We start from the raw sequence: 21,467 nt of genomic DNA on the forward strand, positions 1-21,467 counted from the left end.
GTGAATCCCGCAACTTTCGGTTTACCATGCCGACGCCCACGGCGTGGGGATCATCAACAGCAGCGTGAGGAGGCCATCGGTGGTGTATCTGCGGGCAGTGACGCTGCTGATGCTGCTGCTGTGCTGCCTGGCGCCCGCTGCTGCACAGCCGGTGCCGCCGTCGCCGCGGCAGGTCACCGTGTTCGACGGGTTGCCATCCAACACCGTCAACCGCATGGCCGAAGACCGCTACGGCTACCTGTGGATTGCCACCAACGACGGCCTGGCCCGCTACGACGGGCGCAACTACCGCATCTGGCGTTCCGAGGACGGCCTGCGCGACAACCGCATCTGGAGCGTGCTGGTCGACGCCCGCAACGAGCTGTGGATCGGCACTGAAAATGCCGGCCTGGTGCGGATGTCGGCAGACCGCCGACAGCTGCGCTTCTATGACCGCAGCAGCCAGCCGCTGATGGGCAGCAACACGGTCTGGAGCCTGGCAGCGACACCGGATGGCGCGATCTGGTTCGGCACCCATGAGGGCGGCCTGTACCGGTTGGACAAGACAGATCGTCTGCAGCGGTTCCTGCCGGAAGCGAACAACCCGCGTAGCTTGCCGGCCGCATCGGTGCCCTACCTGGCCACGCTTGCCGACGGCAGCCTGTGGGTCGGCACCAAGCATGGCGTAGCTCGCTGGACCGGCACCGATTTCGAACGCATCGGCGGCGACCTGGTGCCCAGCCTGCTGATCAATGGACTGACCGCCGAACCCGACGGCAGCCTGTGGATCAGCACGCTGGCCGGGGCGACCGTGCGGCGCCCGGATGGCCGTTTCGAATCCGTGCCCTGGACATTGCCGGCCGGCGACCAGGTGCTGGGCATGATGCTGCGTGACGAGCAGGGCGGGCACTGGTTGGATACGCGCAGTGGCCTGGGCAGGGGCATCGATGGCCGGTACCAGACCGTACCGCTGTACAGTGCCATCGCCCGCGGCCTGGTGCGGCCGAACTGGACCGGCGCCTATGAGGACCGCGAAGGCGGCATCTGGCTGGCCAGCACCAACGCAGGCCTGTGGCATCTGCTTCCGCGCTGGTGGCAGTTCTCGGTGTTCTCGCGGCTGGAGGATGATCCGTCCTCGCTGCGCAATTCCTATGTGCTGGGTACCAGCCCCTCCAGCAATGGCGGCGTATGGACCGTCGGCAGCCATGGCGCGCTGGATCGTTTCAATCCACGCACGGGCGTGATCGAACAGCACCGCACCTTCGTCAACGGCATGCACTGGCTGACGTCGGTGCGCGAAGACCGGCGGGGACAGGTATGGGTGGGTTCGACCGACGCATTGATGCGTTACGACCCGCGTCGGGGCGAGTTGCGGCGCTGGGGGCGGGATTCCGGCGCGGATGCGACCATGGAAGGCAATATCGAGGCGATGATGACCTGCGATGGCGACAGTCTCTGGCTGATGCTGTCAGCGGGCCTGCAGCAGCGTGACCTGGACGGGCATGTGCGCCGGCAGCTGGAAAACGGCCGGGAGGGTCTGCAGGCCGGTCAGCTCAATCTGGACGTGGAGTGCGGCCCGCAGGACCGGATCTGGCTGGCCAGCAGCCGCGGCCTGCTGCAATGGCAACCGGATGCGCAGCGCTTCCAGCCGGTGCCTGGTGCGCCGGCCACTGCGGTGTATGCCCTGCACGTGGGCAAGGACGGGCAGGTCTGGTTGTCCGAGGATGGTCGCTTGTCGCGCTATCTCTGGAGCCAGGGCAGGCTGGAGCGGCAGGCGGTGGTGGGGGCGGAGCAAGGCTATCCGGCAATTTCCGCCACCGGTCTGGTGGTCGACGCGCAGGGCGTGGCGTGGGCCACCAGTGCCCGTGGCCTGGTGCGGGTGAGTGCCGATGGCGAAAGCGTGCGCCTGTACGGGGTGCACGATGGGCTGCCCAGCCAGGAGTTCCGCGAGCACACCCTGATCGCCTCGGCCGCAGGGCGCATGGTGGCGGGTACACCTGCGGGTGTGGTGGTGTTCGATCCCGAGCAGGTTCGACCGTCCACCCGGCGTGCGCCGCTGGTGATCGAGCGGGTGGAGGTGCGCCGCAACGAGCAGTTGCTGGACCTGACCCATGACACGCCGCTGCAGATCGCCGACGGCGACCGCGACCTGCGTATTGTCGCGCGCCTGCTGTCCTTCGCCGACTCGGCCTCCAACACCTACCGCTACCGGTTGGCCGGCTACGACCCCGACTGGGTGGAAGTGGGGCCGGCCGGCGAGCGCCTGTTCTCGCGCTTGCCACCCGGTGCCTACCGGCTGGAAGTGCAGGCGCGTTCAGCTGATCACGTATGGTCGCGGGTGCAGACCCTGGAATTCCACGTGCAGCCGCCATGGTGGCGCAGCTTGTCAGGGCTGTTGGTGCTGACCTCGATCGCACTGCTGCTGACCAGCTGGTTCGCCTGGCTGTACCGGCGGCGCCTGCAGCGCCAGCATGCCTATCAGCTCGCTCTGCACAAGCAGGATCTCGCCGAACACGCGTCGGCGGCCAAGACACGCTTCCTCGCCAATCTCGGCCATGAGATCCGCACGCCGATGACCGGCGTGCTGGGCATGAGTGAGCTGTTGCTGGCCTCGCCGCTGGACCCGCAGCAGCGCGGTTACACCCAGTCGATCCGACATGCGGGTGAGCACCTGCTGCACCTGGTCAACGATGCGCTGGACCTGGCCCGGATTGAATCGGGGCGCCTGGAACTGCAATCCAATGCATTCGCGCTCAATCGCCTGCTGCAGGATCTGGCCGCGCTGATGGGGCCGCTGGCTGCACAGAAGGGCCTGCGGTTCATCCTCGACAACCAGTTGCCCGCTGGCTTGCAGGCGACCGGCGATGCGATGCGGGTGCGGCAGATCCTGCTCAACCTGCTGTCCAACGCGGTCAAGTTCACCAGCCGCGGCAGCATCACGCTGCACGCGCGTTGCGAAGACGGACCACGTGGACTGTATTTCGAGGTGCGCGATACCGGGCCTGGCATCAGCCAGGAGCAGCAGCAACGGTTGTTCCGGCGCTTCGAACAGGCTGACGGCGCGCGCACTGCAGCGCAGTACGGCGGCAGTGGCCTGGGCCTGGCGATCTGCCGCGAGCTTGCACTGGCCATGCAGGGCCGGATCCGCGTGGAAAGCCAGCTGGGCACTGGCACGTGCTTCGGCGTCAGCCTGCCGTTGCCGCTGCAGCAAGGTGCAGCCAGCGAGGGCGGTATCGACAGCGATGCCGCCGCTGCCGCGGTCAACATGCCGCCGCTGCGGGTGTTGCTGGTGGAGGATGATGCGACCGTAGCTGATGTGGTGTCCGGCCTGCTCACGACTCGCGGCCACGAGGTGGTCCACGCCGCCCACGCGCTGGCCGCGCTGCGTGAAATCAGCGCGGGTGATTTCGATGTTGGCCTGCTTGATCTGGACCTGCCGGGCCTGAGTGGTTTTGAACTGGCCCAGCACCTGCGCAACCAGGGCTACACATTGCCCCTGCTCGCGGTGACCGCGCGCACTGATCCTGACCTGCAGCAGCAGGTGGAAGCGGCGGGCATTGGAGGTTTCCTGCGCAAGCCGGTGACCGGTGAGCTGCTGGTGGAAGCGATCGCCCGCGTGCTGGGGCGGTAGGGGGTTCGGCAGGGCTGCGCCCTGCACCTGCAGAGGCAACGGCAACGGCCGAAGCAACAGCAACAGCCGAAGCAACAGCAACAGCCGAAGCAACAGCAACAGCAACAGCTTGCTATCCGTGGGATGGCGGGGTGGGTCCGGTTGCGGGGGACGCTGCAAGTACGTCCATGTAAGCTCGGTCGCGCCATCCATGGCGCTCACGCCCCCGCAACCGGACCCACCCCGCCTTCGACAGATTTCCGCGATCTGTCGGAATGACATGGCGTGCTCTTGGTGGGTGTCGACCTTGGTCGACATGTAGATCCACGCCATGCGTGGATGTTTTTCGATCAATTGTCGAAATATTCGATTTCGATGGAGATTCATCCACGCATGGCGTGAATCCATCAGACACCGGAAATCTGTCAAAGGTGGGGCGGTGTCGGATTGCGGGGTGTCTGCGGCATGGATGCCGCGGCCAAGCCTACAGGGACGTACTTGCGGCGTCCCCGCACTCCGACACCGCCCCGCCATCCCACGAGATACCCGCTGTTGCTTCGGCTGTTGCCGTTGCTCCGGCCTCTGCAGGTGCAGGGCGCAGCCCTGCCGAACCCACTACTCCGCTACGTGCTCGACCTCGCGCGGTTCCGGCTTGGTGTCAGGCAGCTGCCAGAAGATCAGCGTCGAGGTCAGGGTGATCGCGCCCACGCACAGGAACGTGGCATGCAGCGCAGCCGTCGCGCCATGGCCTTCCAGCTGTGTGCCGAACGCGGCCAGCAGGCTGCCTGCAGCCGCCGCACCGAAGCCGGCGGCGAGCATCATCACCATCGACAGCAGGCTGTTGCCGGAACTGGCGAACTCGCGATCGAGATCGCGCAGGGTGACGGTGTTCATCACGGTGAACTGCAGCGAATTGACCGCACCGAAGAAGGCCAGTTGCAGCAGGCGCACGGACAGGTGCTGGCCGGGTGTCATCAGAACGAAGCTGGCCATCGCCAGGCCGACCAGTACGGTGTTGGTCATCAGTACGCGGCGATAGCCGTAGCGCTCGACCAGCTTCACCGCCAGCTTCTTCGACACCATGCCCGCGGCGGCCACCGGCACCATCATCAGGCCGGCGTTCATCGGCCCCAGGCCAAGACCGACCTGCAGCAGCAGCGGAATCAGCATCGGCATGGCACTGCTGCCGATGCGCGAGAACAGGTTGCCGAGAATGCCGATGCGATAGCTGGGCACGCGGAACAGCGCCAGCGAAAACAGCGGTGCCGTTGAATTCGCCGCGTGCAGCCAGTAGCCGACCAGCGCAGCCAGGCCGGCCACGGTCATCAGCATCACCAGCGCGTGAGGTGTGCCGAGCCCGGAAATGCCGTCCAGCGCCAGCGACAGCACCACCATCGCAAAGGCAAGCATGGCGTAGCCGCGCAGGTCGAAACGGGTGCGATGGCTGGCGTAGTGGTCGGGCATGATCTTCATCGCGGCGATGAAGCCGATGACGCCGATCGGCAGGTTGATCAGGAACACCCAGTGCCACGATGCGATCTCGACCAGCCAGCCGCCCAGGGTCGGGCCGATCAGCGGACCGACCAGTGCGGGGATGGCGATGAAGCTCATCGCACGCAGGAAGTCCTCGCGCGGCACCGAGCGCATCACCGCCAGGCGCCCGACCGGCAGCAGCATCGCGCCACCGATGCCCTGCAGTACGCGTGCAGCTACCAGCTGGTGCAGCTGTTGCGCCATCGCGCAGGCCAGCGAGCCGAGGGTGAACAGGATGATCGCCACCAGGAAGGTGCGACGGGTGCCGTAGCGGTCGGCGATCCAGCCGGAGGCGGGAATGAAGGTGGCCACGGCCAGTGCGTAGCTGAACACCACCGACTGCATCTGCAGCGGGCTCTCGCCAAGGCTGGCTGCCATCGCCGGCAGCGCCGTGTTGACGATGGTCGAGTCCAGCATCTGCATGAAGATCGCCAGCGAGACCAGCCACAGCAGGGGACGCTGGCGGGTATAGGTCGATGGCGCTGTGGACATGGGGTGTGGCCGGTGCAACGTGGGGGCGCCATGATCGCGCACTGCGGGTCACGGCGCGATCAACATCGCGCCGCGACCGCATGCGGGACGCTCAGCGTTGGCTGTGCGCGTGCACCGCGTCGACCAGCACCTGTACGTGGGCCGGGTCCATGTCCGGCGACATGCCGTGGCCGAGGTTGAACACATGGCCCTCGCGCGAGCCGCCATTGCCGGCCGCATAGGTGTCGAGCACGCGTGCGGCGGCGGCGGCGATCGCATCGGGCGAGGCATACAGCGTGGTCGGGTCCAGGTTGCCCTGCAGGGCGACGCGGCCACCGGTGCGGCGCAGTGCTTCATCCAGATCCAGCGTCCAGTCCAGGCCGAGCGCATCGGCGCCGGTCTGCGACAGCGCTTCCAGGTGCAGGCCGGTGCCCTTGCCGAACAGGATCAGCGGCGTGCGCTCGCTGCCTTCGCCGCGCTCCAGGCCTTCGGCGATACGCTGCAGGTAACGCAGCGAGAACTCGCGGTACATCGCCGGCGACAGTACGCCGCCCCAGGTATCGAACACCTGCAGGGCCTGCGCACCGGCGGCGCGCTGTGCGCGGAGGTAGGCGATGACCGCGTCGGTGGTGACCTCCAGCAGACGGTGCAGGGCCTGCGGATGATTCAGCGCCATCGCCTTGATGCGCGCGAAATCCTTGCTGCCGCCGCCTTCCACCATGTAGCAGGCCAGTGTCCACGGGCTACCGGAGAAGCCGATCAGCGGTACCTGGCCGTCCAGCTCGCGGCGGATCAGGCGCACCGCGTCCATCACGTAGCCCAGGTCCTGTTCCATGTCCGGCACCGCCAGTTTGGCGATGGCCGCTTCGTCACGCACCGGATGGCGGAACTTGGGGCCTTCGCCTTCGACGAAGTACAGCTCCAGGCCCATGGCATCGGGAATGGTGAGGATGTCCGAGAACAGGATGGCCGCGTCCAGCGGGAAGCGGCGCAGCGGCTGCAGGGTGACTTCGCAGGCGATCTCCGGGTTCTTGGCCATGGCCAGGAAGCTGCCGGCCTTGGCCCGGGTGGCGCGATATTCCGGCAGGTAGCGGCCGGCCTGGCGCATCAGCCAGACGGGGGTGCAGTCCACCGGTTCGCGGCGCAGGGCGCGCAGCAGGCGATCGTTGCGGAGAGGGCTGGTCACAGTGGGCATTCCTTGGGCGAAAAGGGCAGCGGCGCAGTCAGTCGCCGTGCGAAAGAATCTGGAAGCCCCGATGCAGTTCGGCATCGCGGGCCTTCTCATAGGCGTGGCGGGCTTCGTCGGCCTGGAGGTACAGCTCGCGCCGCAGCTGCGAGCGGGCGCCGATGCGGCCGGATTCGCACAGCAGCTCCCAGCCGCCGAACAGGTCCGGGACCAGCGTCAGGCGCAGGAAACGCGGTGCCTGGGCACCGTCGGCGGGTTGTTGCAGGTGGACGTGCATGGCGTCGATTGTAGCGGGGGTGGTGTGACCCCTGCCGCAACGCGGAAGTGCCGGCCGCTGGCCGGCAACCTCATGAAACCTCCCCGGTAGCGCCGGGCCATGCCTGGCGAACGCGGAAGCGGTCAGCCCTCGCCCAGCACCTTCAGTACCGCCGCTTCATCCACATCCGGCACCACTTCGGCACGGCCCATGCCGCGCCACAGCACCAGGCGCAGACGGCCGGCCACGTTCTTCTTGTCCAGGCGCATGCGGCCGAGCAGGGCCAGCGGGTCCAGTCCAGCGGGGATTGCCACCGGCAGGCCCAATTGCTGCAACAGGGCCTGCAGGCGAGCACGGTCGGCGTCCTCGGCCAGGCCCAGCTGGGTGGAGAGGCGGGCCGCCAGCACCATGCCCACCGCGACGGCCTCACCGTGATTCAGCGCATCGCGCCCCGGTGCGGAGTAGCCCTGTTCGGTTTCGATGGCATGGCCGAAAGTGTGGCCCAGGTTGAGCAGGGCCCGTTCGCCCTTCTCGAAGGGGTCGCGCTCGACGATCGCGGCCTTATGCCGGCAGCTGCGCGCGATGGCCTCGGCGATCACGTCATCTTCGCCAGCCACCAGTGCATCGGCGTGCTGCTGCAGCCACTCGAAGAACACCGCATCGCCCAGCGCACCGTACTTGACCACTTCGGCCAGACCGGCGCGCAGCTCGCGCGGCGGCAGGGTAGCCAGCACGCGGGTATCGGCGATTACCGCACGCGGCGGATGGAACGCGCCGACCAGATTCTTGCCGGCCGGGATATCCACGGCGGTCTTGCCGCCCACCGAGGAGTCGACCATCGCCAGCAGCGTGGTCGGCAGCTGCACGCAGTCGACGCCGCGCATCCAGCAGGCCGCGGCAAAGCCGGCGAGGTCGCCGACCACGCCGCCGCCGAGGGCAAACACGCAGGCATCGCGGGTCGCGCCGAGTGCCGCCAGCGCCTCGATGACCGAGCCGAACTCGGCCAGGGTCTTGGAGGCTTCGCCGGCGGCCAGCACATGCTCACCCACGATCAGGTCCGGGCGTGCGGCCAGCAGGGTCTGCCTGACGGCATCCAGATAGCGCGGCGCAACCTCGCTGTCGCTGACCAGCAGCACGTGGCGGCCACGGACATGGCTGGCCAACGCAGCGCCGTCGGCCTGGGCGCCAGCGCCAATGGTGATGGAATAGGGACGGTCGCCGCCAACGGCGACCTGCAGCAGGGCAGGGGAAGTCATGCAGTGGGGTCCTGTCGCTGCCAGTGCGTGGCCAGCTTGACGACAAGCTGGGCGGTCGCATCGGCTGCGGTAAACGGGTCGGTATCCAGGGTGACATCGGCCAGCTCGCGATACAGCGGGTCGCGATGCGCGGCCAGATCATGCAGTACCTGTTCGCGGTCCGGCCGTTGCAGCAGGGGGCGGGCCTTGTCGCGTGACAGGCGCTCCAGCTGGGCCGCGACGCTGACCCGCAGGTAGACGACAAAGCCGCGCCGGGCGATCAGGGCGCGATTGTCCGGATCGAGCACGGCACCACCGCCGGTGGACACCAGTTGGCCGCGACCGGCCAGCACCTGCGCCAGCGCCTCGCGCTCATGGGCACGGAAGCCGGCTTCGCCGGAATGTTCAAAGATCGCGGGGATGCTGGCCCCGGTCGCATCGACGATGGCCTGGTCGACGTCGACGAAGTCCAGCGTGAAGCGCTCGGCGAGGCGGCGGCCGATGCAGGTTTTGCCGGCGCCCATCGGGCCGATCAGGATCAGGTTCGGAGCGGGATTCATGCCCTCTGATGCTAACACCTCCGTGCCTTGGCCTTTACGTTCTTCACGTCAGGGTGGAGGTTCCTGCGGGGTTTCCCGCGCCTGACGGAGTGCCTGCCATGTCGGTTGCCAAGGTCATCGAAATCAATGCGTCCTCGCCCAAGAGCGTGGAGGACGCGGTGCGCAGCGGATTGAAGAAGGTGTCCGGGACGGTCAAGGGCATCCAGGGCGCCTGGATCAACGAGACCAAGGTGGTCACCGACGGCAACGGTGAAATCACCGAATGGCGGGTGAACCTGCGGATCACCTTCCTGGTGGAGTGAGCCTGCTCAGCGCAGCGCCTGCACCTGGCGCTGCGCGTCCAGCACCACCACCCGGTCGGCAATGGCCGGCAGCGCACGCAATGCCTGCCGGCTGACCCGCTCGTAGTACTGCACGAAACGCTCCAGTTGCGGCCGGCTCATGCCATGCCGGCCCGGCTGGGCCGCCTGCAGGTTCTGCTCCTGCTGCCAGCGCCAACGCGGCACGACCGAGAAATCCGGGGGCTGCAGGAACCAAAGGCGGTCGCAGCGCTGCCACAGCGCCGGATAGTCGCGGGCCAGCGCCTGGTTGCACCAGCGCCGCCAGCGGCCATCGGCATCGGCCTCGCGCTCCAGGGCGTTCAGAGGAGTATCCAGTCCAGCCTCGTCCTGCGCCGGAGTGCCGAGGAACCAGCCCTCGAAGACCAGCAGGTCCAGCGGTCTTTCGAGCTGCGGCCACTGCGCTTCGGGCAGGCGCTCGTCGGCCAGTTTGTCGAAGCGGGGCAGGGCCAGCGGCTGTCGTGCGGCCACGGCATCCAGTACCGCATGCGCCAGCGGCAGGTCATGAGTGCCCGGCGGGCCACGGGTGATCAGCAACGGATGCACCTGACGTGCCAGGCGCTGGCGCTGCGCGCGGGTCAGGTACACATCGTCGATGGAGAGCGTTGCGGCGTTCAGGCCACGGGCCTTGGCGCGGGCAACCACCTGCGCGGCCAGCGTCGATTTGCCGCTCCCCTGCAGGCCGCTGATCGCCAATACTGGTACGGCTGTACTGCTGCCCAGCGCGTCATCCAGCGCCTGCTCGACCACTGTTTCGGGGAATCCTTTCACCTGGGGCATGTACGCAGCAGCGACCATGCCGCCACAATAGCCCAAACCGTGTGAGAAGAATGCTGTCATGAGCGACCTGTACGCCGAAGCCCTGTCGACCTTTGCCGCCCTGTTCGAAGAAGCGAAACAGAGCCGTGAGGTGGAGCCCAATGCGATGACCGTAGCCACTGCCGATACGCAGGGCCGGCCGTCGGCGCGTACTGTGTTGCTGAAGGCGTTCGACGAGCGCGGCTTCGTGTTCTACACCCACCTGCACAGCCACAAGGGAAACGAACTGCAGGCCAATCCGCAAGCGGCGCTGCTGTTCCTGTGGCGCAGCCTGCGCGAGGCCGGCATCCAGGTGCGTATCGAGGGGCGCGTGGAGCAGGTGGCCGATGCCGAAGCCGATGCCTATTTTGCCAGCCGTCCGCGCATGAGCCAGATCGGCGCTTGGGCGTCGCTGCAGTCGAAGACGTTGAACACGCGCGAGGAGTTCGACGCACGCGTGGCCGAAGTCGAGGCACGTTTCGACGGCAAGGATGTGCCGCGTCCGGACGGCTGGAGTGGCCTGCGGGTGGTCCCGGACCGCATCGAATTCTGGTACGGCGCGCAGTTCCGCCTGCACGAGCGCTGGTGCTATGAAGCCGGTGCCGAAGGGCGTTGGAGCAAGCGTCTGCTGTATCCGTAAGGCGCAGTGATGGGGCGCGTGACGCTCGTGCCGGCTGATCGGGCGCTGTTGTAGAGCCGAGCCCATGCTCGGCTGCGCATTCTTCGGAAAGTTCAGCCGAGCACGGACTCGGCTCTACGGGCATCCACGCTTGTCGCCAATGGACCGGCCAGCTTCATCTGCGAGCAGGCTGCCATTGGGCACACTCGGGTCGATATTTCCTGTTCCGGAGTTGCCATGTCGTCCTGGCGTTGCCTGTTTGCCGTGCCGTCACCGCGCCGCGGCATGGAAGCGTTCCTGCTGCTGCTGGCCCGCATCGTGGCCGGTGTGATGTTCAGTGTGTCCGGCTGGAACAAGGTGTTTACCGACGCCGGGCGCGAGCGCATGGTGCACACGCTGGTCGAAGCGGGCATTCCGTTCCCGGCGCTTAGTGCGCCAGTGCTGGGTGCAATTGAATGGATTGCCGGTGGACTGCTGGTACTCGGCCTGCTCAGCCGTCCTTCGGCCCTGCTGCTGGCGGCGATCTGCGCGGTGGCAGCGTTGACCGATGGCATTGCGCGCATTCCCGCTGGGCTGAGTCTGCCCGATTGGCTCAGCTGGTTCTTCTACCTGAGCGAAGTGCCGCTGGGGGTACTGCTGCTATGGATTGCCGCAGTGGGCAGTGGCCGGTTTGCCATCGAAGCGCGATGGGCAAGGTGAGGGCTCCTCGTCCGCGCGCAGCCAGAGCGCGCCTGTAGCGTTCGGTGTGTTCCGGTAGATCCACGCCATGCGTGGATGAGGTGCTTGACGGAAGCGTGGTGCGAACCAAGGTTCGCACCCACCAGGCAATAGACGGTTACAACCCCTCCGCACGCAGCCACCGCCACAGCGTGGTGCGAGACACCCCCAGTGCCAGCGCCATTCCCTCGCGGTCGTTGCGATGTTCCTGCAGCAGCGCCTCCAGCTGCGCACGCGGCGGGCGCTTGCCGTTGCTTTCCGCCGGTAACGCGGCGAGGCCTTCATTCACCAGCTCCGGCGCCAACTGCAGCAGTCGTGTTGTGTCGATCAGCCCTTCACCCGGCTGCCAGTGGATGCGCAGTCGATCCACCAGGTTGCGCAGCTCACGCACGTTGCCCGGCCATTGCGCAGCGCTGAGCAGGGCCAGTGCATCTGCATCCAGCGGCGCATCGATGCCGCGCAGTTCGCGGAAGAAGTGCGTGGTCAGCAACGGAATATCGCCGCGCCGTGCACGCAGGTTGGGCAGCGCGATGCGCAGCGCGGCCAACCGGTAATACAGGTCGCGACGGAAGCTGCCCGCCGCTGCGCGCTGCTCCAGCGATTGCAGCGTGGCGGCCACCACGCGCAGGTCGACCGGGGTCGGTTCGGTGGCGCCCACGCGCAGTACTTCGCGTTCTTCCAGTACGCGCAGCAGACGGGTCTGCAGCGGCAGCGGCAGCTCGCCGATCTCATCCAGGAACAAGGTGCCGCCATCGGCGGCCTCGACCAGGCCGACGCGGCCACCGCGACGTGCACCGGTGAAGGCGCCGTCGCTGTAGCCGAACAGCTCGGCCTCCAGCAGCGATTCGCTGATCGCACCGCAGTTCAGTGCCACGAAGCGGCCACGACGGCCACTGGCGGAATGTAGTTGGCGCGCCACCAGTTCCTTGCCGGTGCCGGTCTCGCCGGTGACCAGTACGGTGCTGTCGTGCGGGGCGTACAGCGCGATCTGCGCGCGCACCTGGGCCATTGCGTTGCTGTCGCCGAGCAGCGCATGCGCATCGGCGCGTGGTGCGGCCCTTCGGCGCGCGGCTGGGCGCGCGTCCGCCGAGCGTGCCAGCGCCTGGGTCAGCTCCAGCGCGTGCTCGAAGGCCTGCCGCACCGAATCGGCCGAGTACAGCAGCACGCCGGGCAGGCCTGCCTGTTCGGCATGGTCGATGGCCATGCCGGTGCCAACGATCACCTCGATCCCGTTGGCACGCAGGTCGGCAATGCAGTCGCGCGCGTCCTCGCGGGTGACGAAGCGGCGATGCTCGATGTCCAGACCGAAGCTCTGCTGGAAGCTGCTGAACACGGGCACATCGCTGGCGTGGGTGACCAGGCCAATGCGAGGGGCGATGCGGCGTGCGCGTGCCAGTGCTTCCATCAGGTCGAAACCGTTGGCCTGGATCGGCACCAGCGGCAGGTCCAGTCGGCCGCGCAGCCAGGCCGCGTTGGATCCGCCAGCGATCACTACATCGCAGTGTTCGCGGCGCAGGCGCTGGCCGATTACTTCCACTGCTTCCTCAAAGCCGAGGTTGATCTGCTCGATGCGTGCGCGGCGGTCGAATTCGGGAATGACATCGCCCAGCAGGCCGGTCAGGCGCGAGACGCTGACGGTCCAGATCACCGGCCGACCGGGATCGGTATCAGCGTGGCGCAGGGGCGAGCGGGGCAGGTACATGGTGCGGAGACCGGGTGTGGCGATGTTTCATGATACATCTGTTTCAATGTTTCATATGTTTCACTGTTGCATCCCGGTCATCCCCGTGAAATCAATCACTTGCAGGTTGGCATGGTGCTTGCGCTTACCCTCCTGTCCTTCAACCTGGATCGCCGCATGACCGCTTCCACCCCCTTCTCCGCTGGTGCCCGCTTCCGCGAGGCGCTGGCAGCCGAATCGCCGCTGCAGGTGATCGGCGCGATCAACGCCAACCATGCGCTGCTGGCCAAGCGCGCGGGTTTCCGCGCCATCTACCTGTCCGGCGGCGGCGTGGCGGCCGGCTCGCTGGGCCTGCCGGACCTGGGCATCAACACCCTCGAAGACGTGCTGGTGGATGTGCGCCGCATCACCGATGTCTGCGACCTGCCGCTGATGGTCGACATCGACACCGGCTTCGGCCCGAGCGCGTTCAACATCGCCCGCACCGTGAAGTCGTTGATCAAGGCCGGTGCGGCCGCCTGCCATATCGAAGACCAGGTGGGCGCCAAGCGCTGCGGTCATCGGCCGGGCAAGGAGATCGTCTCGCAGGGTGAAATGGTCGATCGCGTGAAGGCGGCTGCCGACGCCAAGACCGATCCGGACTTCTTCCTGATCGCACGCACCGACGCCATCCAGGTGGACGGCGTGGACAAGGCCATCGAGCGCGCCATCGCCTGCGTCGAAGCCGGTGCAGACGGAATCTTCGCCGAGGCCGCCTACGACCTGGACACCTACCGTCGCTTCGTTGATGCGGTGAAGGTGCCGGTGCTGGCCAACATCACTGAATTCGGCGCGACCCCGCTGTTCAGCCGAGATGAACTGGCCTCGGCCGGCGTGGCCATCCAGCTGTTCCCGCTGTCGGCGTTCCGCGCTGCCAACAAGGCAGCCGAGAACGTTTACCAGACGGTCCGCCGTGAGGGTCATCAGCGCAACCTGATCGACAGCATGCAGACCCGTGAGGAGCTGTATGACCGTATCGGCTACCACGCCTTCGAGCAGCAGCTCGATGCGCTGTTCGCCGCCAAGAAATAAGCAGTACCCTGCACCATCAAGTTTCGGAGGGAAACATGAACGATACGACCGCAACCCCGACCTTCAAGCCGAAGAAGTCCGTCGCTCTGTCCGGCACTGCTGCCGGCAACACCGCGCTTTGCAGCGTCGGCCGCAGTGGCAACGACCTGCACTACCGTGGCTACGACATCCTGGACCTGGCCAACACCAGCGAGTTCGAGGAAATCGCCTACCTGCTGGTGCACGGCAAGCTGCCGACCCGCGCCGAGCTGGTTTCGTACAAGGCCAAGCTGAAGTCGCTGCGTGGCATTCCGGCTGCGGTGAAGGCTGCGCTGGAAGAGCTGCCGCCGTCGGCGCACCCGATGGACGTGATGCGCACCGGTGTGTCCGTACTCGGCTGCGTGTCGCCGGAGAAGGACGACCACAACCATCCGGGCGCACGTGACATCGCCGACAAGCTGATGGCCTGCCTGGGCTCGATGCTGCTGTACTGGTACCACTGGAGCCACAACGGCCGCGCGATCGACGTGGAAACCGACGATGACTCCATCGGTGGCCACTTCCTGCATCTGCTGCACGGCGAGAAGCCGCAGGATTCGTGGGTGAAGGCGATGCACACTTCGCTGATCCTGTACGCCGAGCACGAGTTCAACGCCTCGACCTTCGCCTGCCGCGTCATCGCCGGCACCGGCAGCGACATGTACAGCGCGATCTGCGGTGGCATCGGTGCGCTGCGTGGCCCCAAGCACGGCGGCGCCAACGAAGTGGCCTTCGAAGTGCAGAAGCGCTACGACAACCCCGATGAGGCCGAGGAAGACATCAAGGCCCGCGTCGAGCGCAAGGAAGTAGTGATCGGTTTCGGCCACCCGGTCTACACCGTGTCCGATCCGCGCAACAAGGTGATCAAGGACGTCGCCCGCGAACTGTCCGAAGAACAGTCGAGCCTGAAGATGTACGACATCGCCGAGCGCCTGGAAACGGTGATGTGGGACATCAAGAAGATGTTCCCGAACCTGGACTGGTTCAGCGCCGTCAGCTACCACATGATGGGCGTGCCGACCGCGATGTTCACCCCCCTGTTCGTGATCGCCCGCACCGCCGGCTGGAGCGCGCATATCGTCGAACAGCGCATCGACGGCAAGATCATCCGCCCGAGCGCCAACTACATCGGTCCGGAAGATCGCGACTTCGTTGCGATCGACAAGCGCGTCTGATCCATCCGCTGTACCCATCCGGCCGGCCGCGTGCCGGCCGGATGCCTGTATCGCCGTATCGCCGGCACCCGGCCCGCCACGAGCATTCCGCCAGCCCATGAATACCGATTACCGCAAGACCCTCTCCGGCACCTCGCTGGACTATTTCGATGCACGCGCCGCCGTTGACGCGATCCAGCCGGGCGCTTACGCCACGCTGCCGTACGTGTCGCGCGTGCTGGCAGAGAACCTGGTGCGGCGCTGCGAGCCGGCCACGCTGACCGATTCGCTGAAGCAGCTGATCGAGCGTCGCCGCGACCTGGATTTCCCGTGGTTTCCTGCGCGCGTGGTGTGCCATGACATTCTTGGGCAGACCGCGCTGGTCGACCTGGCTGGCCTGCGTGATGCGATCGCCGACAAGGGCGGTGATCCGGCCAAGGTCAATCCGGTGGTGCCGGTGCAGCTGATCGTCGATCACTCGCTGGCAGTGGAGTGCGGCGGCTACGATCCGCAGGCGTTCGAGAAGAACCGCGCCATCGAGGATCGCCGCAATGAAGACCGCTTCCATTTCATCGACTGGACCAAGCTGGCCTTCGAGAACGTGGACGTGATTCCGCCGGGCAACGGCATCATGCATCAGATCAACCTGGAGAAGATGTCGCCGGTGATCTACGTGCAGGACGGCGTGGCCTTCCCCGATACCTGCGTGGGCACCGACAGCCACACCCCGCACGTGGACGCGCTGGGCGTGATCGCCATCGGCGTCGGCGGCCTGGAAGCGGAGAACGTGATGCTTGGCCGCGCGTCGTGGATGCGCCTGCCGGACATCATCGGCGTCGAGCTGACCGGCAGGCCGCAGCCGGACATCACCGCCACCGACGTGGTGCTGGCGCTGACCGAGTTCCTGCGCAAGGAACGCGTGGTCGGCGCCTGGCTTGAATTCTTCGGCGAGGGTGCCGCGGCACTGACCATCGGTGATCGCGCCACCATCTCCAACATGTGCCCCGAGTACGGCGCGACCGCCGCGATGTTCTACATCGACGGGCAGACGCTTGATTACCTGCGCCTGACCGGCCGCGAGGAGAAGCAGGTCGCACTGGTCGAGAACTACGCGCGCAGCACCGGCCTGTGGGCCGATGACCTGGCCACGGCACAGTACGAACGCGTGCTGCGCTTTGATCTGTCGACGGTGGTGCGCAACATGGCTGGCCCGAGCAATCCGCATCGCCGCCTGCCGGTCTCGGAGCTGTCCGAGCGGGGCATCGCCGACGCCGCCAAGCTGGAAGCCGGCAAGGCCGAGCAGGCACAGGGCCTGATGCCGGACGGCGCGGTGATCATCGCCGCCATCACCAGCTGCACCAATACCTCCAACCCGCGCAACGTGATCGCTGCGGCGCTGCTGGCGCGCAACGCCAACGCGCGGGGCCTGCAGCGCAAGCCGTGGGTGAAGTCGTCGCTGGCGCCGGGCTCGAAGGCCGTGCAGCTGTATCTGGAAGAATCCGGCCTGCTGCCGGACCTGGAGCAGCTCGGCTTCGGCATCGTCGCCTTCGCCTGCACCACCTGCAACGGCATGAGTGGTGCGCTGGACCCGAAGATCCAGCAGGAAATCATCGACCGTGACCTGTACGCCACGGCCGTGCTGTCGGGCAACCGCAACTTCGATGGCCGCATCCATCCCTACGCCAAGCAGGCCTTCCTGGCCTCGCCGCCGCTGGTGATCGCCTACGCCATCGCCGGCACCGTGCGCTTCGACATCGAGAAGGATGTGCTGGGCGTGGATGCCGATGGCAACGCGGTACGCCTGAAGGACATCTGGCCGAGCGACGCCGAGATCGACGCGGTGGTGAAGGCTTCGGTGAAGCCGGAGCAGTTCCGCAGCGTCTATAACCCGATGTTCAACGTGCGCGTGGAGCATGGTGCAAAGGTCAGCCCGCTGTACGACTGGCGCGCGCAGAGCACCTACATCCGCCGTCCGCCGTACTGGGAGGGTGCACTGGCCGGTGAGCGCACGCTGGCAGGGATGCGCGCGCTGGCGGTGCTGCCGGACAACATCACCACCGACCACCTGTCGCCGTCCAATGCGATCATGGCCTCCAGCGCCGCCGGCGAATACCTGGCGAAGATGGGCCTGCCGGAAGAAGACTTCAATTCCTATGCCACCCACCGCGGTGACCACCTGACCGCGCAGCGCGCCACGTTCGCCAACCCGAAGCTGTTCAACGAGATGGTGCGCAACGACGACGGCAGCGTGAAGCAGGGCTCGCTGGCGCGCGTGGAGCCGGAAGGCAAGGTCATGCGCATGTGGGAAGCGATCGAGACCTACATGGACCGCAAGCAGCCGCTGATCATCATTGCCGGTGCCGACTACGGCCAGGGCAGCTCGCGTGACTGGGCCGCCAAGGGCGTGCGCCTGGCCGGTGTGGAAGCCATCGTGGCCGAAGGCTTTGAACGCATCCACCGCACCAACCTGATCGGCATGGGCGTGCTGCCGCTGGAGTTCAAGCCGGGCACCACCCGCCTGACCCTGGGCATCGACGGCACCGAGACCTTCGACGTGGTCGGCGAGCGTACCCCGCGTGCCGAGCTGTCCCTGGTCATCCACCGCCGTGACGGCCAGGACGTGGTCGTGCCGGTCACCTGCCGTCTGGACAGCGACGAGGAAGTGGCGATCTACGAGGCCGGCGGCGTGCTGCAGCGCTTCGCGCAGGACTTCCTGGAAGGGGCCAAGGTGGCGTGATGCCGGGCTGAATGCCTGCCCCCGTAGGCCGGGGGGCGGGCTTGTCCGACAGCAGGGTGGGGCGCACACTGACTTGGCAAAAACTGCCAAAGGAGAGTTTCATGGCCACCATGAACATTTCGCTGACCGATCCGCTCAAGCAGTTCGTGGACGAAGAAGTGCGCGAAGGCGGCTACTCCAGTACCTCCGACTACGTGCGCGACCTGATCCGCCAGCGCCAGAGAAGCAAGGCCGAGGAGCTGCTCAGGCAGTTGATCGCCGAGGGTCTGGCGTCAGGCCCTTCGGCGCCTCTGCCGCCTGACCACTTTGACAAGCTGCGTGAGCGTGCACGGAACCGCAAGTGAAGCCCGCGCACTGGTCCCCTGCAGCGATTCGAGATCTTGACCAGACGGCAAGCTGGTATGGAGATCAAGGCGGAGAGGCGTTGGAAATCGGCTTCATCGATGCGGTGGAATCCGTCGTCAAGCTGATCCAGATCCACCCAGGTGCTGGTTCCGCACTGCATGCGGGTCTGTTGCCCTCGCTGCCAGCGCCATTGCGTTTTCATCCGGTTCGTCGCTTCGACGGCTACCTGGTCTACTACGTGGAGCTACCTGCGCACGTTTCCATCGTGCGCATCTGGAATGCTTCGCGGGGCATGGAAGCACTGTTCGAAGACGAGGAGCTCAACCCCGATATTGGTTCGTCGCATCCAGGATACTGATCCATGACCGTCCTCCCGCAACTCCGTATTCCCGCCACCTACATGCGCGGTGGCACCAGCAAGGGCGTGTTCTTCCGCCTGCAGGACCTACCCAAAGCAGCGCAGGCGCCGGGCGCCGCACGCGATGCACTTCTGATGCGCGTCATCGGATCGCCCGATCCGTATGGCAAGCAGACCGACGGCATGGGCGGTGCAACGTCCAGCACCAGCAAGTGCGTGATCATCTCGGCCGCCTCGGTGCCCGACCACGACGTGGACTATCTGTACGGCCAGGTGTCGATCGACACGGCTTTTGTCGACTGGAGCGGCAACTGCGGCAACCTCAGCACCGCGGTTGGTCCGTTCGCGATCGCCAATGGCCTGATCGATCCCGCGCGCGTGCCGCGCGACGGCCTGTGTACCGTGCGGATCTGGCAGGCCAACATCGGCAAGACCATCATCGCCCATGTGCCGATGCGCGACGGGCAGGTGCAGGAGATCGGTGATTTCGAGCTGGATGGTGTGACCTTCCCGGCGGCCGAGATCCAGCTGGAGTTCATCGACCCATCCGACGATGGCGATGCCGGTGCGATGTTCCCAACCGGTAATCTGGTGGACACCCTGGACGTGCCGGGCGTGGGCAGCTTCGAGGTGACGATGATCACCGCAGGCATTCCGACCATCTTCCTCAACGCCGCCGATCTCGGTTACACCGGTACCGAGTTGCAGCCGGCGATCAATGAGGACAAGGCAGCACTGGAGCGCTTCGAGAAGATCCGAGCATACGGTGCGCTGCGCATGGGCCTGATCACGAAGCTGGAGGACGCGGCCACCCGCCAGCACACGCCGAAGGTGGCCTTCGTGGCACCGGCGCAGGACTACGTGTCGTCCAGTGGCAAGGCAGTCGTGGCTTCGGCCATTGACCTGCATGCGCGTGCGCTGTCGATGGGCAAGCTGCACCACGCGATGATGGGCACCGCTGCCGTGGCGATCGGTACCGCAGCGGCAATTCCGGGCACGCTGGTCAATCGTGCGGCTGGTGGTGGCGAACGCGAGGCGGTGACCTTCGGCCATCCCTCCGGCACGTTGCGCGTGGGCGCGCAGGCCGGGCTCGTTGACGGACAGTGGACGGTGACCAAGGCCATCATGAGCCGCAGCGCCCGTGTGCTGATGGAGGGCAAGGTGCGGGTGCCCGCCGATACGTTGTAAGGCAGGTTCATTGCGGTAGCGCCGGGCCACGCCCGGCGAGCGCAGCGGGCCCCGCCGATGAACCGCCGGGCGGGGCCCGGCGCTACCGGAGAACACATGATGTCCAGCAGCCACACCCCATCCAACGCGCGTGCAGCCTGGGATGCGCTGCTGGTGGATATCGTCGACTACGTACGTGACACCCGCATCGATTCGCCCCTGGCGTTCCAGACGGCGCATCACTGCCTGCTCGACACGCTCGGCTGTGGGCTCGAGGCGTTGTCCTTCCCCGCCTGCAGCAAGCTGCTGGGGCCGCTGGTGCCGGGCATCAGCGTAGCCAACGGCGCACGCGTCCCTGGCACCAACTTCGTGCTCGATCCGGTGCAGGCCGCCTTCAACATCGGCGCGATGGTGCGCTGGCTGGATTTCAACGACACCTGGCTGGCCGCCGAATGGGGCCACCCTTCGGACAACCTGGGTGGCATCCTCGCCGTAGCCGACTGGCTCGGCCGCAACGCGGCCGCGCTGCGACGTCCGCCGCCGACCGTGCACGACGTGCTGTTGGCGATGATCAAGGCGCATGAGATCCAGGGCGTGCTGGCGCTGGAAAACTCCTTCAACCGGGTTGGTCTTGACCATGTGCTGCTGGTCAAAGTGGCGACCACCGCGGTGGTCGCGCAGATGCTCGGGCTGGACCGCGAGCGCATGCTCAACGCAGTATCGCTGGCCTGGGTGGATGGGCAGGCACTGCGCACCTACCGGCATGCGCCCAATACCGGCTCGCGCAAGAGCTGGGCTGCCGGCGATGCGACCAGCCGTGGCGTGCGCTTGGCGCTGATGGCTGCGGCCGGCGAGATGGGCTACCCCAGCGTGCTGAGTGCACCGGCCTGGGGCTTCGAAGCGGTATCGATGCATGGCCAGGCGCTGACCCTCGGCCGCCCCTTCGGCAGCTACGTGATGGAGAACGTGCTGTTCAAGATCAGTTTCCCGGCAGAGTTCCACGGGCAGACGGCGGTGGAGGCGGCGATCCTGCTGCATCAACAACTGCGCGCGCTGGGGCGCAAGGTCGAGGACATCGAACACATCACGATCCGTACCCAGCAAGCCTGCATCCGCATCATCGACAAGCAGGGACCTCTGCATAATCCGGCTGACCGCGACCACTGCGTGCAGTACATGGTGGCCATCGCGTTGCTGCATGGACGGCTGGTGGCCGAGGATTATGAGGACGACATGGCGGCCGATCCGCGCATCGACACGCTGCGGGCGAAGATGGCCTGCCATGAAGACCCGCAGCTCAGCCTCGATTACCTGGACCCGGAAAAGCGCAGCATTGCCAATGGCCTGAGCGTGCGGCTCAGCGATGGCACTGAACTGCCGGAGGTGCTGGTGGAGTACCCGCTCGGCCACGCGCGCCGGCGCGAGGAAGGCATCCCGCTGCTGATGGACAAGTTCCGCCGGCACTTGGCCCACCGCTTCCCGACCGCCCAGCAGCAACGGGTGCTGGCCGCCTCGCTGGACCCGGTCGCGCTGGCGGCAATGCCGGTGACGGACTACGTGGACCTGTACCTGCCGGGGTGAGGGCGCTCTGGTAGATGCCAACCTTGGTTGGCACGGGGTTGGCGCCAACCAAG

Annotated in this window: 18 protein-coding genes; 11 read left to right on the top strand and 7 right to left on the bottom strand. The window is 66.6% G+C overall.

The window, feature by feature from the left end; translation table 11 throughout:
* Positions 1–79: 79 nt before the first annotated feature.
* On the top strand, positions 80–3,610 hold the full coding sequence (locus HUT07_RS04430; protein ID WP_176019916.1) for a hybrid sensor histidine kinase/response regulator: 3,531 nt from the start codon (positions 80–82) through the stop codon (positions 3,608–3,610).
* 594 nt (positions 3,611–4,204) lie between these two features.
* Here the strand turns inward: HUT07_RS04430 and mdtD are convergent.
* The 5 genes from mdtD to HUT07_RS04455 all read right to left on the bottom strand — a co-directional run bounded on the left by mdtD (position 4,205) and on the right by HUT07_RS04455 (position 8,830).
* On the bottom strand, positions 4,205–5,614 hold the full coding sequence (gene mdtD, locus HUT07_RS04435) for a multidrug transporter subunit MdtD (RefSeq protein ID WP_108265963.1): 1,410 nt from the start codon (positions 5,612–5,614) through the stop codon (positions 4,205–4,207).
* Positions 5,615–5,705: 91 nt separating this feature from the next.
* Complete coding sequence (gene hemE, locus HUT07_RS04440) at positions 5,706–6,788, bottom strand: uroporphyrinogen decarboxylase (RefSeq protein WP_176019917.1); 1,083 nt, start codon at positions 6,786–6,788, stop codon at positions 5,706–5,708.
* 28 nt (positions 6,789–6,816) lie between these two features.
* Positions 6,817–7,056, bottom strand: a complete 240-nt coding sequence (locus HUT07_RS04445) for a WGR domain-containing protein (RefSeq protein ID WP_176019918.1) — start codon at positions 7,054–7,056, stop codon at positions 6,817–6,819.
* 122 nt (positions 7,057–7,178) lie between these two features.
* Positions 7,179–8,291: a 3-dehydroquinate synthase gene (gene aroB / locus HUT07_RS04450; protein WP_176019919.1), complete on the bottom strand. Its 1,113-nt coding sequence runs from the start codon at positions 8,289–8,291 to the stop codon at positions 7,179–7,181.
* A complete protein-coding gene (locus HUT07_RS04455; protein WP_176019920.1) occupies positions 8,288–8,830 on the bottom strand; it encodes a shikimate kinase in 543 nt (180 codons plus the stop codon). The genes aroB and HUT07_RS04455 overlap by 4 nt, the downstream gene beginning before the upstream one ends.
* A gap of 98 nt (positions 8,831–8,928) precedes the next feature.
* Here HUT07_RS04455 and HUT07_RS04460 point away from each other — a divergent pair, with 98 nt between their 5' ends.
* Positions 8,929–9,132 (top strand): dodecin family protein, encoded by a 204-nt coding sequence (locus tag HUT07_RS04460; protein WP_049465447.1) that lies wholly within the window; start codon positions 8,929–8,931, stop codon positions 9,130–9,132.
* A gap of 6 nt (positions 9,133–9,138) precedes the next feature.
* On the opposite strand, the gene HUT07_RS04465 is transcribed toward HUT07_RS04460, so the two are convergent.
* Positions 9,139–9,966, bottom strand: coding sequence for a kinase (locus tag HUT07_RS04465; RefSeq protein WP_176019921.1), 828 nt, complete (start codon positions 9,964–9,966; stop codon positions 9,139–9,141).
* Positions 9,967–10,006: 40 nt separating this feature from the next.
* On the opposite strand from HUT07_RS04465, the gene pdxH reads away from it, so the two are divergent.
* Both pdxH and HUT07_RS04475 read left to right on the top strand, forming a co-directional pair.
* Positions 10,007–10,606, top strand: coding sequence for a pyridoxamine 5'-phosphate oxidase (gene pdxH / locus HUT07_RS04470; protein ID WP_176019922.1), 600 nt, complete (start codon positions 10,007–10,009; stop codon positions 10,604–10,606).
* 216 nt (positions 10,607–10,822) lie between these two features.
* Positions 10,823–11,284, top strand: a complete 462-nt coding sequence (locus HUT07_RS04475) for a DoxX family protein (RefSeq protein WP_176019923.1) — start codon at positions 10,823–10,825, stop codon at positions 11,282–11,284.
* Between the two features lie 136 nt (positions 11,285–11,420).
* On the opposite strand, the gene prpR is transcribed toward HUT07_RS04475, so the two are convergent.
* Positions 11,421–13,004, bottom strand: a complete 1,584-nt coding sequence (gene prpR / locus HUT07_RS04480) for a propionate catabolism operon regulatory protein PrpR (protein WP_176019924.1) — start codon at positions 13,002–13,004, stop codon at positions 11,421–11,423.
* A 156-nt stretch (positions 13,005–13,160) separates the two neighbouring features.
* Here prpR and prpB point away from each other — a divergent pair, with 156 nt between their 5' ends.
* The 7 genes from prpB (at position 13,161) to HUT07_RS04515 (ending at position 21,414) form a co-directional block, all read left to right on the top strand.
* Positions 13,161–14,054: a methylisocitrate lyase gene (gene prpB, locus HUT07_RS04485; protein WP_176019925.1), complete on the top strand. Its 894-nt coding sequence runs from the start codon at positions 13,161–13,163 to the stop codon at positions 14,052–14,054.
* A gap of 35 nt (positions 14,055–14,089) precedes the next feature.
* Positions 14,090–15,247: a 2-methylcitrate synthase gene (gene prpC, locus HUT07_RS04490; protein ID WP_006384137.1), complete on the top strand. Its 1,158-nt coding sequence runs from the start codon at positions 14,090–14,092 to the stop codon at positions 15,245–15,247.
* A gap of 97 nt (positions 15,248–15,344) precedes the next feature.
* Positions 15,345–17,963, top strand: a complete 2,619-nt coding sequence (gene acnD / locus HUT07_RS04495) for a Fe/S-dependent 2-methylisocitrate dehydratase AcnD (protein WP_176019926.1) — start codon at positions 15,345–15,347, stop codon at positions 17,961–17,963.
* Between the two features lie 101 nt (positions 17,964–18,064).
* Entirely contained in the window at positions 18,065–18,307 is a 243-nt protein-coding gene (locus tag HUT07_RS04500) for a type II toxin-antitoxin system ParD family antitoxin (RefSeq protein ID WP_176019927.1), read from the top strand.
* Complete coding sequence (locus HUT07_RS04505) at positions 18,304–18,666, top strand: type II toxin-antitoxin system RelE/ParE family toxin (RefSeq protein WP_176019928.1); 363 nt, start codon at positions 18,304–18,306, stop codon at positions 18,664–18,666. Before HUT07_RS04500 ends, HUT07_RS04505 begins: the two co-directional genes overlap by 4 nt.
* A gap of 3 nt (positions 18,667–18,669) precedes the next feature.
* Entirely contained in the window at positions 18,670–19,854 is a 1,185-nt protein-coding gene (gene prpF / locus HUT07_RS04510; protein ID WP_176019929.1) for a 2-methylaconitate cis-trans isomerase PrpF, read from the top strand.
* Between the two features lie 99 nt (positions 19,855–19,953).
* Positions 19,954–21,414, top strand: coding sequence for a bifunctional 2-methylcitrate dehydratase/aconitate hydratase (locus HUT07_RS04515; protein WP_176019930.1), 1,461 nt, complete (start codon positions 19,954–19,956; stop codon positions 21,412–21,414).
* Positions 21,415–21,467 lie beyond the last annotated feature (53 nt).

Origin of the sequence: Stenotrophomonas sp. NA06056 (genome assembly GCF_013364355.1) — a bacterium.
In the GTDB taxonomy this organism is placed as follows: domain Bacteria; phylum Pseudomonadota; class Gammaproteobacteria; order Xanthomonadales; family Xanthomonadaceae; genus Stenotrophomonas.

What these genes read in the sequence shown, in the direction of transcription:
- aroB (WP_176019919.1), bottom strand. Translation starts at nt 8,291, where the DNA reads ATGACTTCCCCTGCCCTGCTGCAGGTCGCCGTTGGCGGCGACCGTCCC.
- HUT07_RS04460 (WP_049465447.1), top strand. Translation starts at nt 8,929, where the DNA reads ATGTCGGTTGCCAAGGTCATCGAAATCAATGCGTCCTCGCCCAAGAGC.
- HUT07_RS04455 (WP_176019920.1), bottom strand. Translation starts at nt 8,830, where the DNA reads ATGAATCCCGCTCCGAACCTGATCCTGATCGGCCCGATGGGCGCCGGC.
- pdxH (WP_176019922.1), top strand. Translation starts at nt 10,007, where the DNA reads ATGAGCGACCTGTACGCCGAAGCCCTGTCGACCTTTGCCGCCCTGTTC.
- acnD (WP_176019926.1), top strand. Translation starts at nt 15,345, where the DNA reads ATGAATACCGATTACCGCAAGACCCTCTCCGGCACCTCGCTGGACTAT.
- HUT07_RS04515 (WP_176019930.1), top strand. Translation starts at nt 19,954, where the DNA reads ATGTCCAGCAGCCACACCCCATCCAACGCGCGTGCAGCCTGGGATGCG.
- HUT07_RS04445 (WP_176019918.1), bottom strand. Translation starts at nt 7,056, where the DNA reads ATGCACGTCCACCTGCAACAACCCGCCGACGGTGCCCAGGCACCGCGT.
- hemE (WP_176019917.1), bottom strand. Translation starts at nt 6,788, where the DNA reads ATGCCCACTGTGACCAGCCCTCTCCGCAACGATCGCCTGCTGCGCGCC.
- HUT07_RS04500 (WP_176019927.1), top strand. Translation starts at nt 18,065, where the DNA reads ATGGCCACCATGAACATTTCGCTGACCGATCCGCTCAAGCAGTTCGTG.
- prpF (WP_176019929.1), top strand. Translation starts at nt 18,670, where the DNA reads ATGACCGTCCTCCCGCAACTCCGTATTCCCGCCACCTACATGCGCGGT.
- prpC (WP_006384137.1), top strand. Translation starts at nt 14,090, where the DNA reads ATGAACGATACGACCGCAACCCCGACCTTCAAGCCGAAGAAGTCCGTC.
- mdtD (WP_108265963.1), bottom strand. Translation starts at nt 5,614, where the DNA reads ATGTCCACAGCGCCATCGACCTATACCCGCCAGCGTCCCCTGCTGTGG.
- prpB (WP_176019925.1), top strand. Translation starts at nt 13,161, where the DNA reads ATGACCGCTTCCACCCCCTTCTCCGCTGGTGCCCGCTTCCGCGAGGCG.
- prpR (WP_176019924.1), bottom strand. Translation starts at nt 13,004, where the DNA reads ATGTACCTGCCCCGCTCGCCCCTGCGCCACGCTGATACCGATCCCGGT.
- HUT07_RS04475 (WP_176019923.1), top strand. Translation starts at nt 10,823, where the DNA reads ATGTCGTCCTGGCGTTGCCTGTTTGCCGTGCCGTCACCGCGCCGCGGC.
- HUT07_RS04465 (WP_176019921.1), bottom strand. Translation starts at nt 9,966, where the DNA reads ATGGTCGCTGCTGCGTACATGCCCCAGGTGAAAGGATTCCCCGAAACA.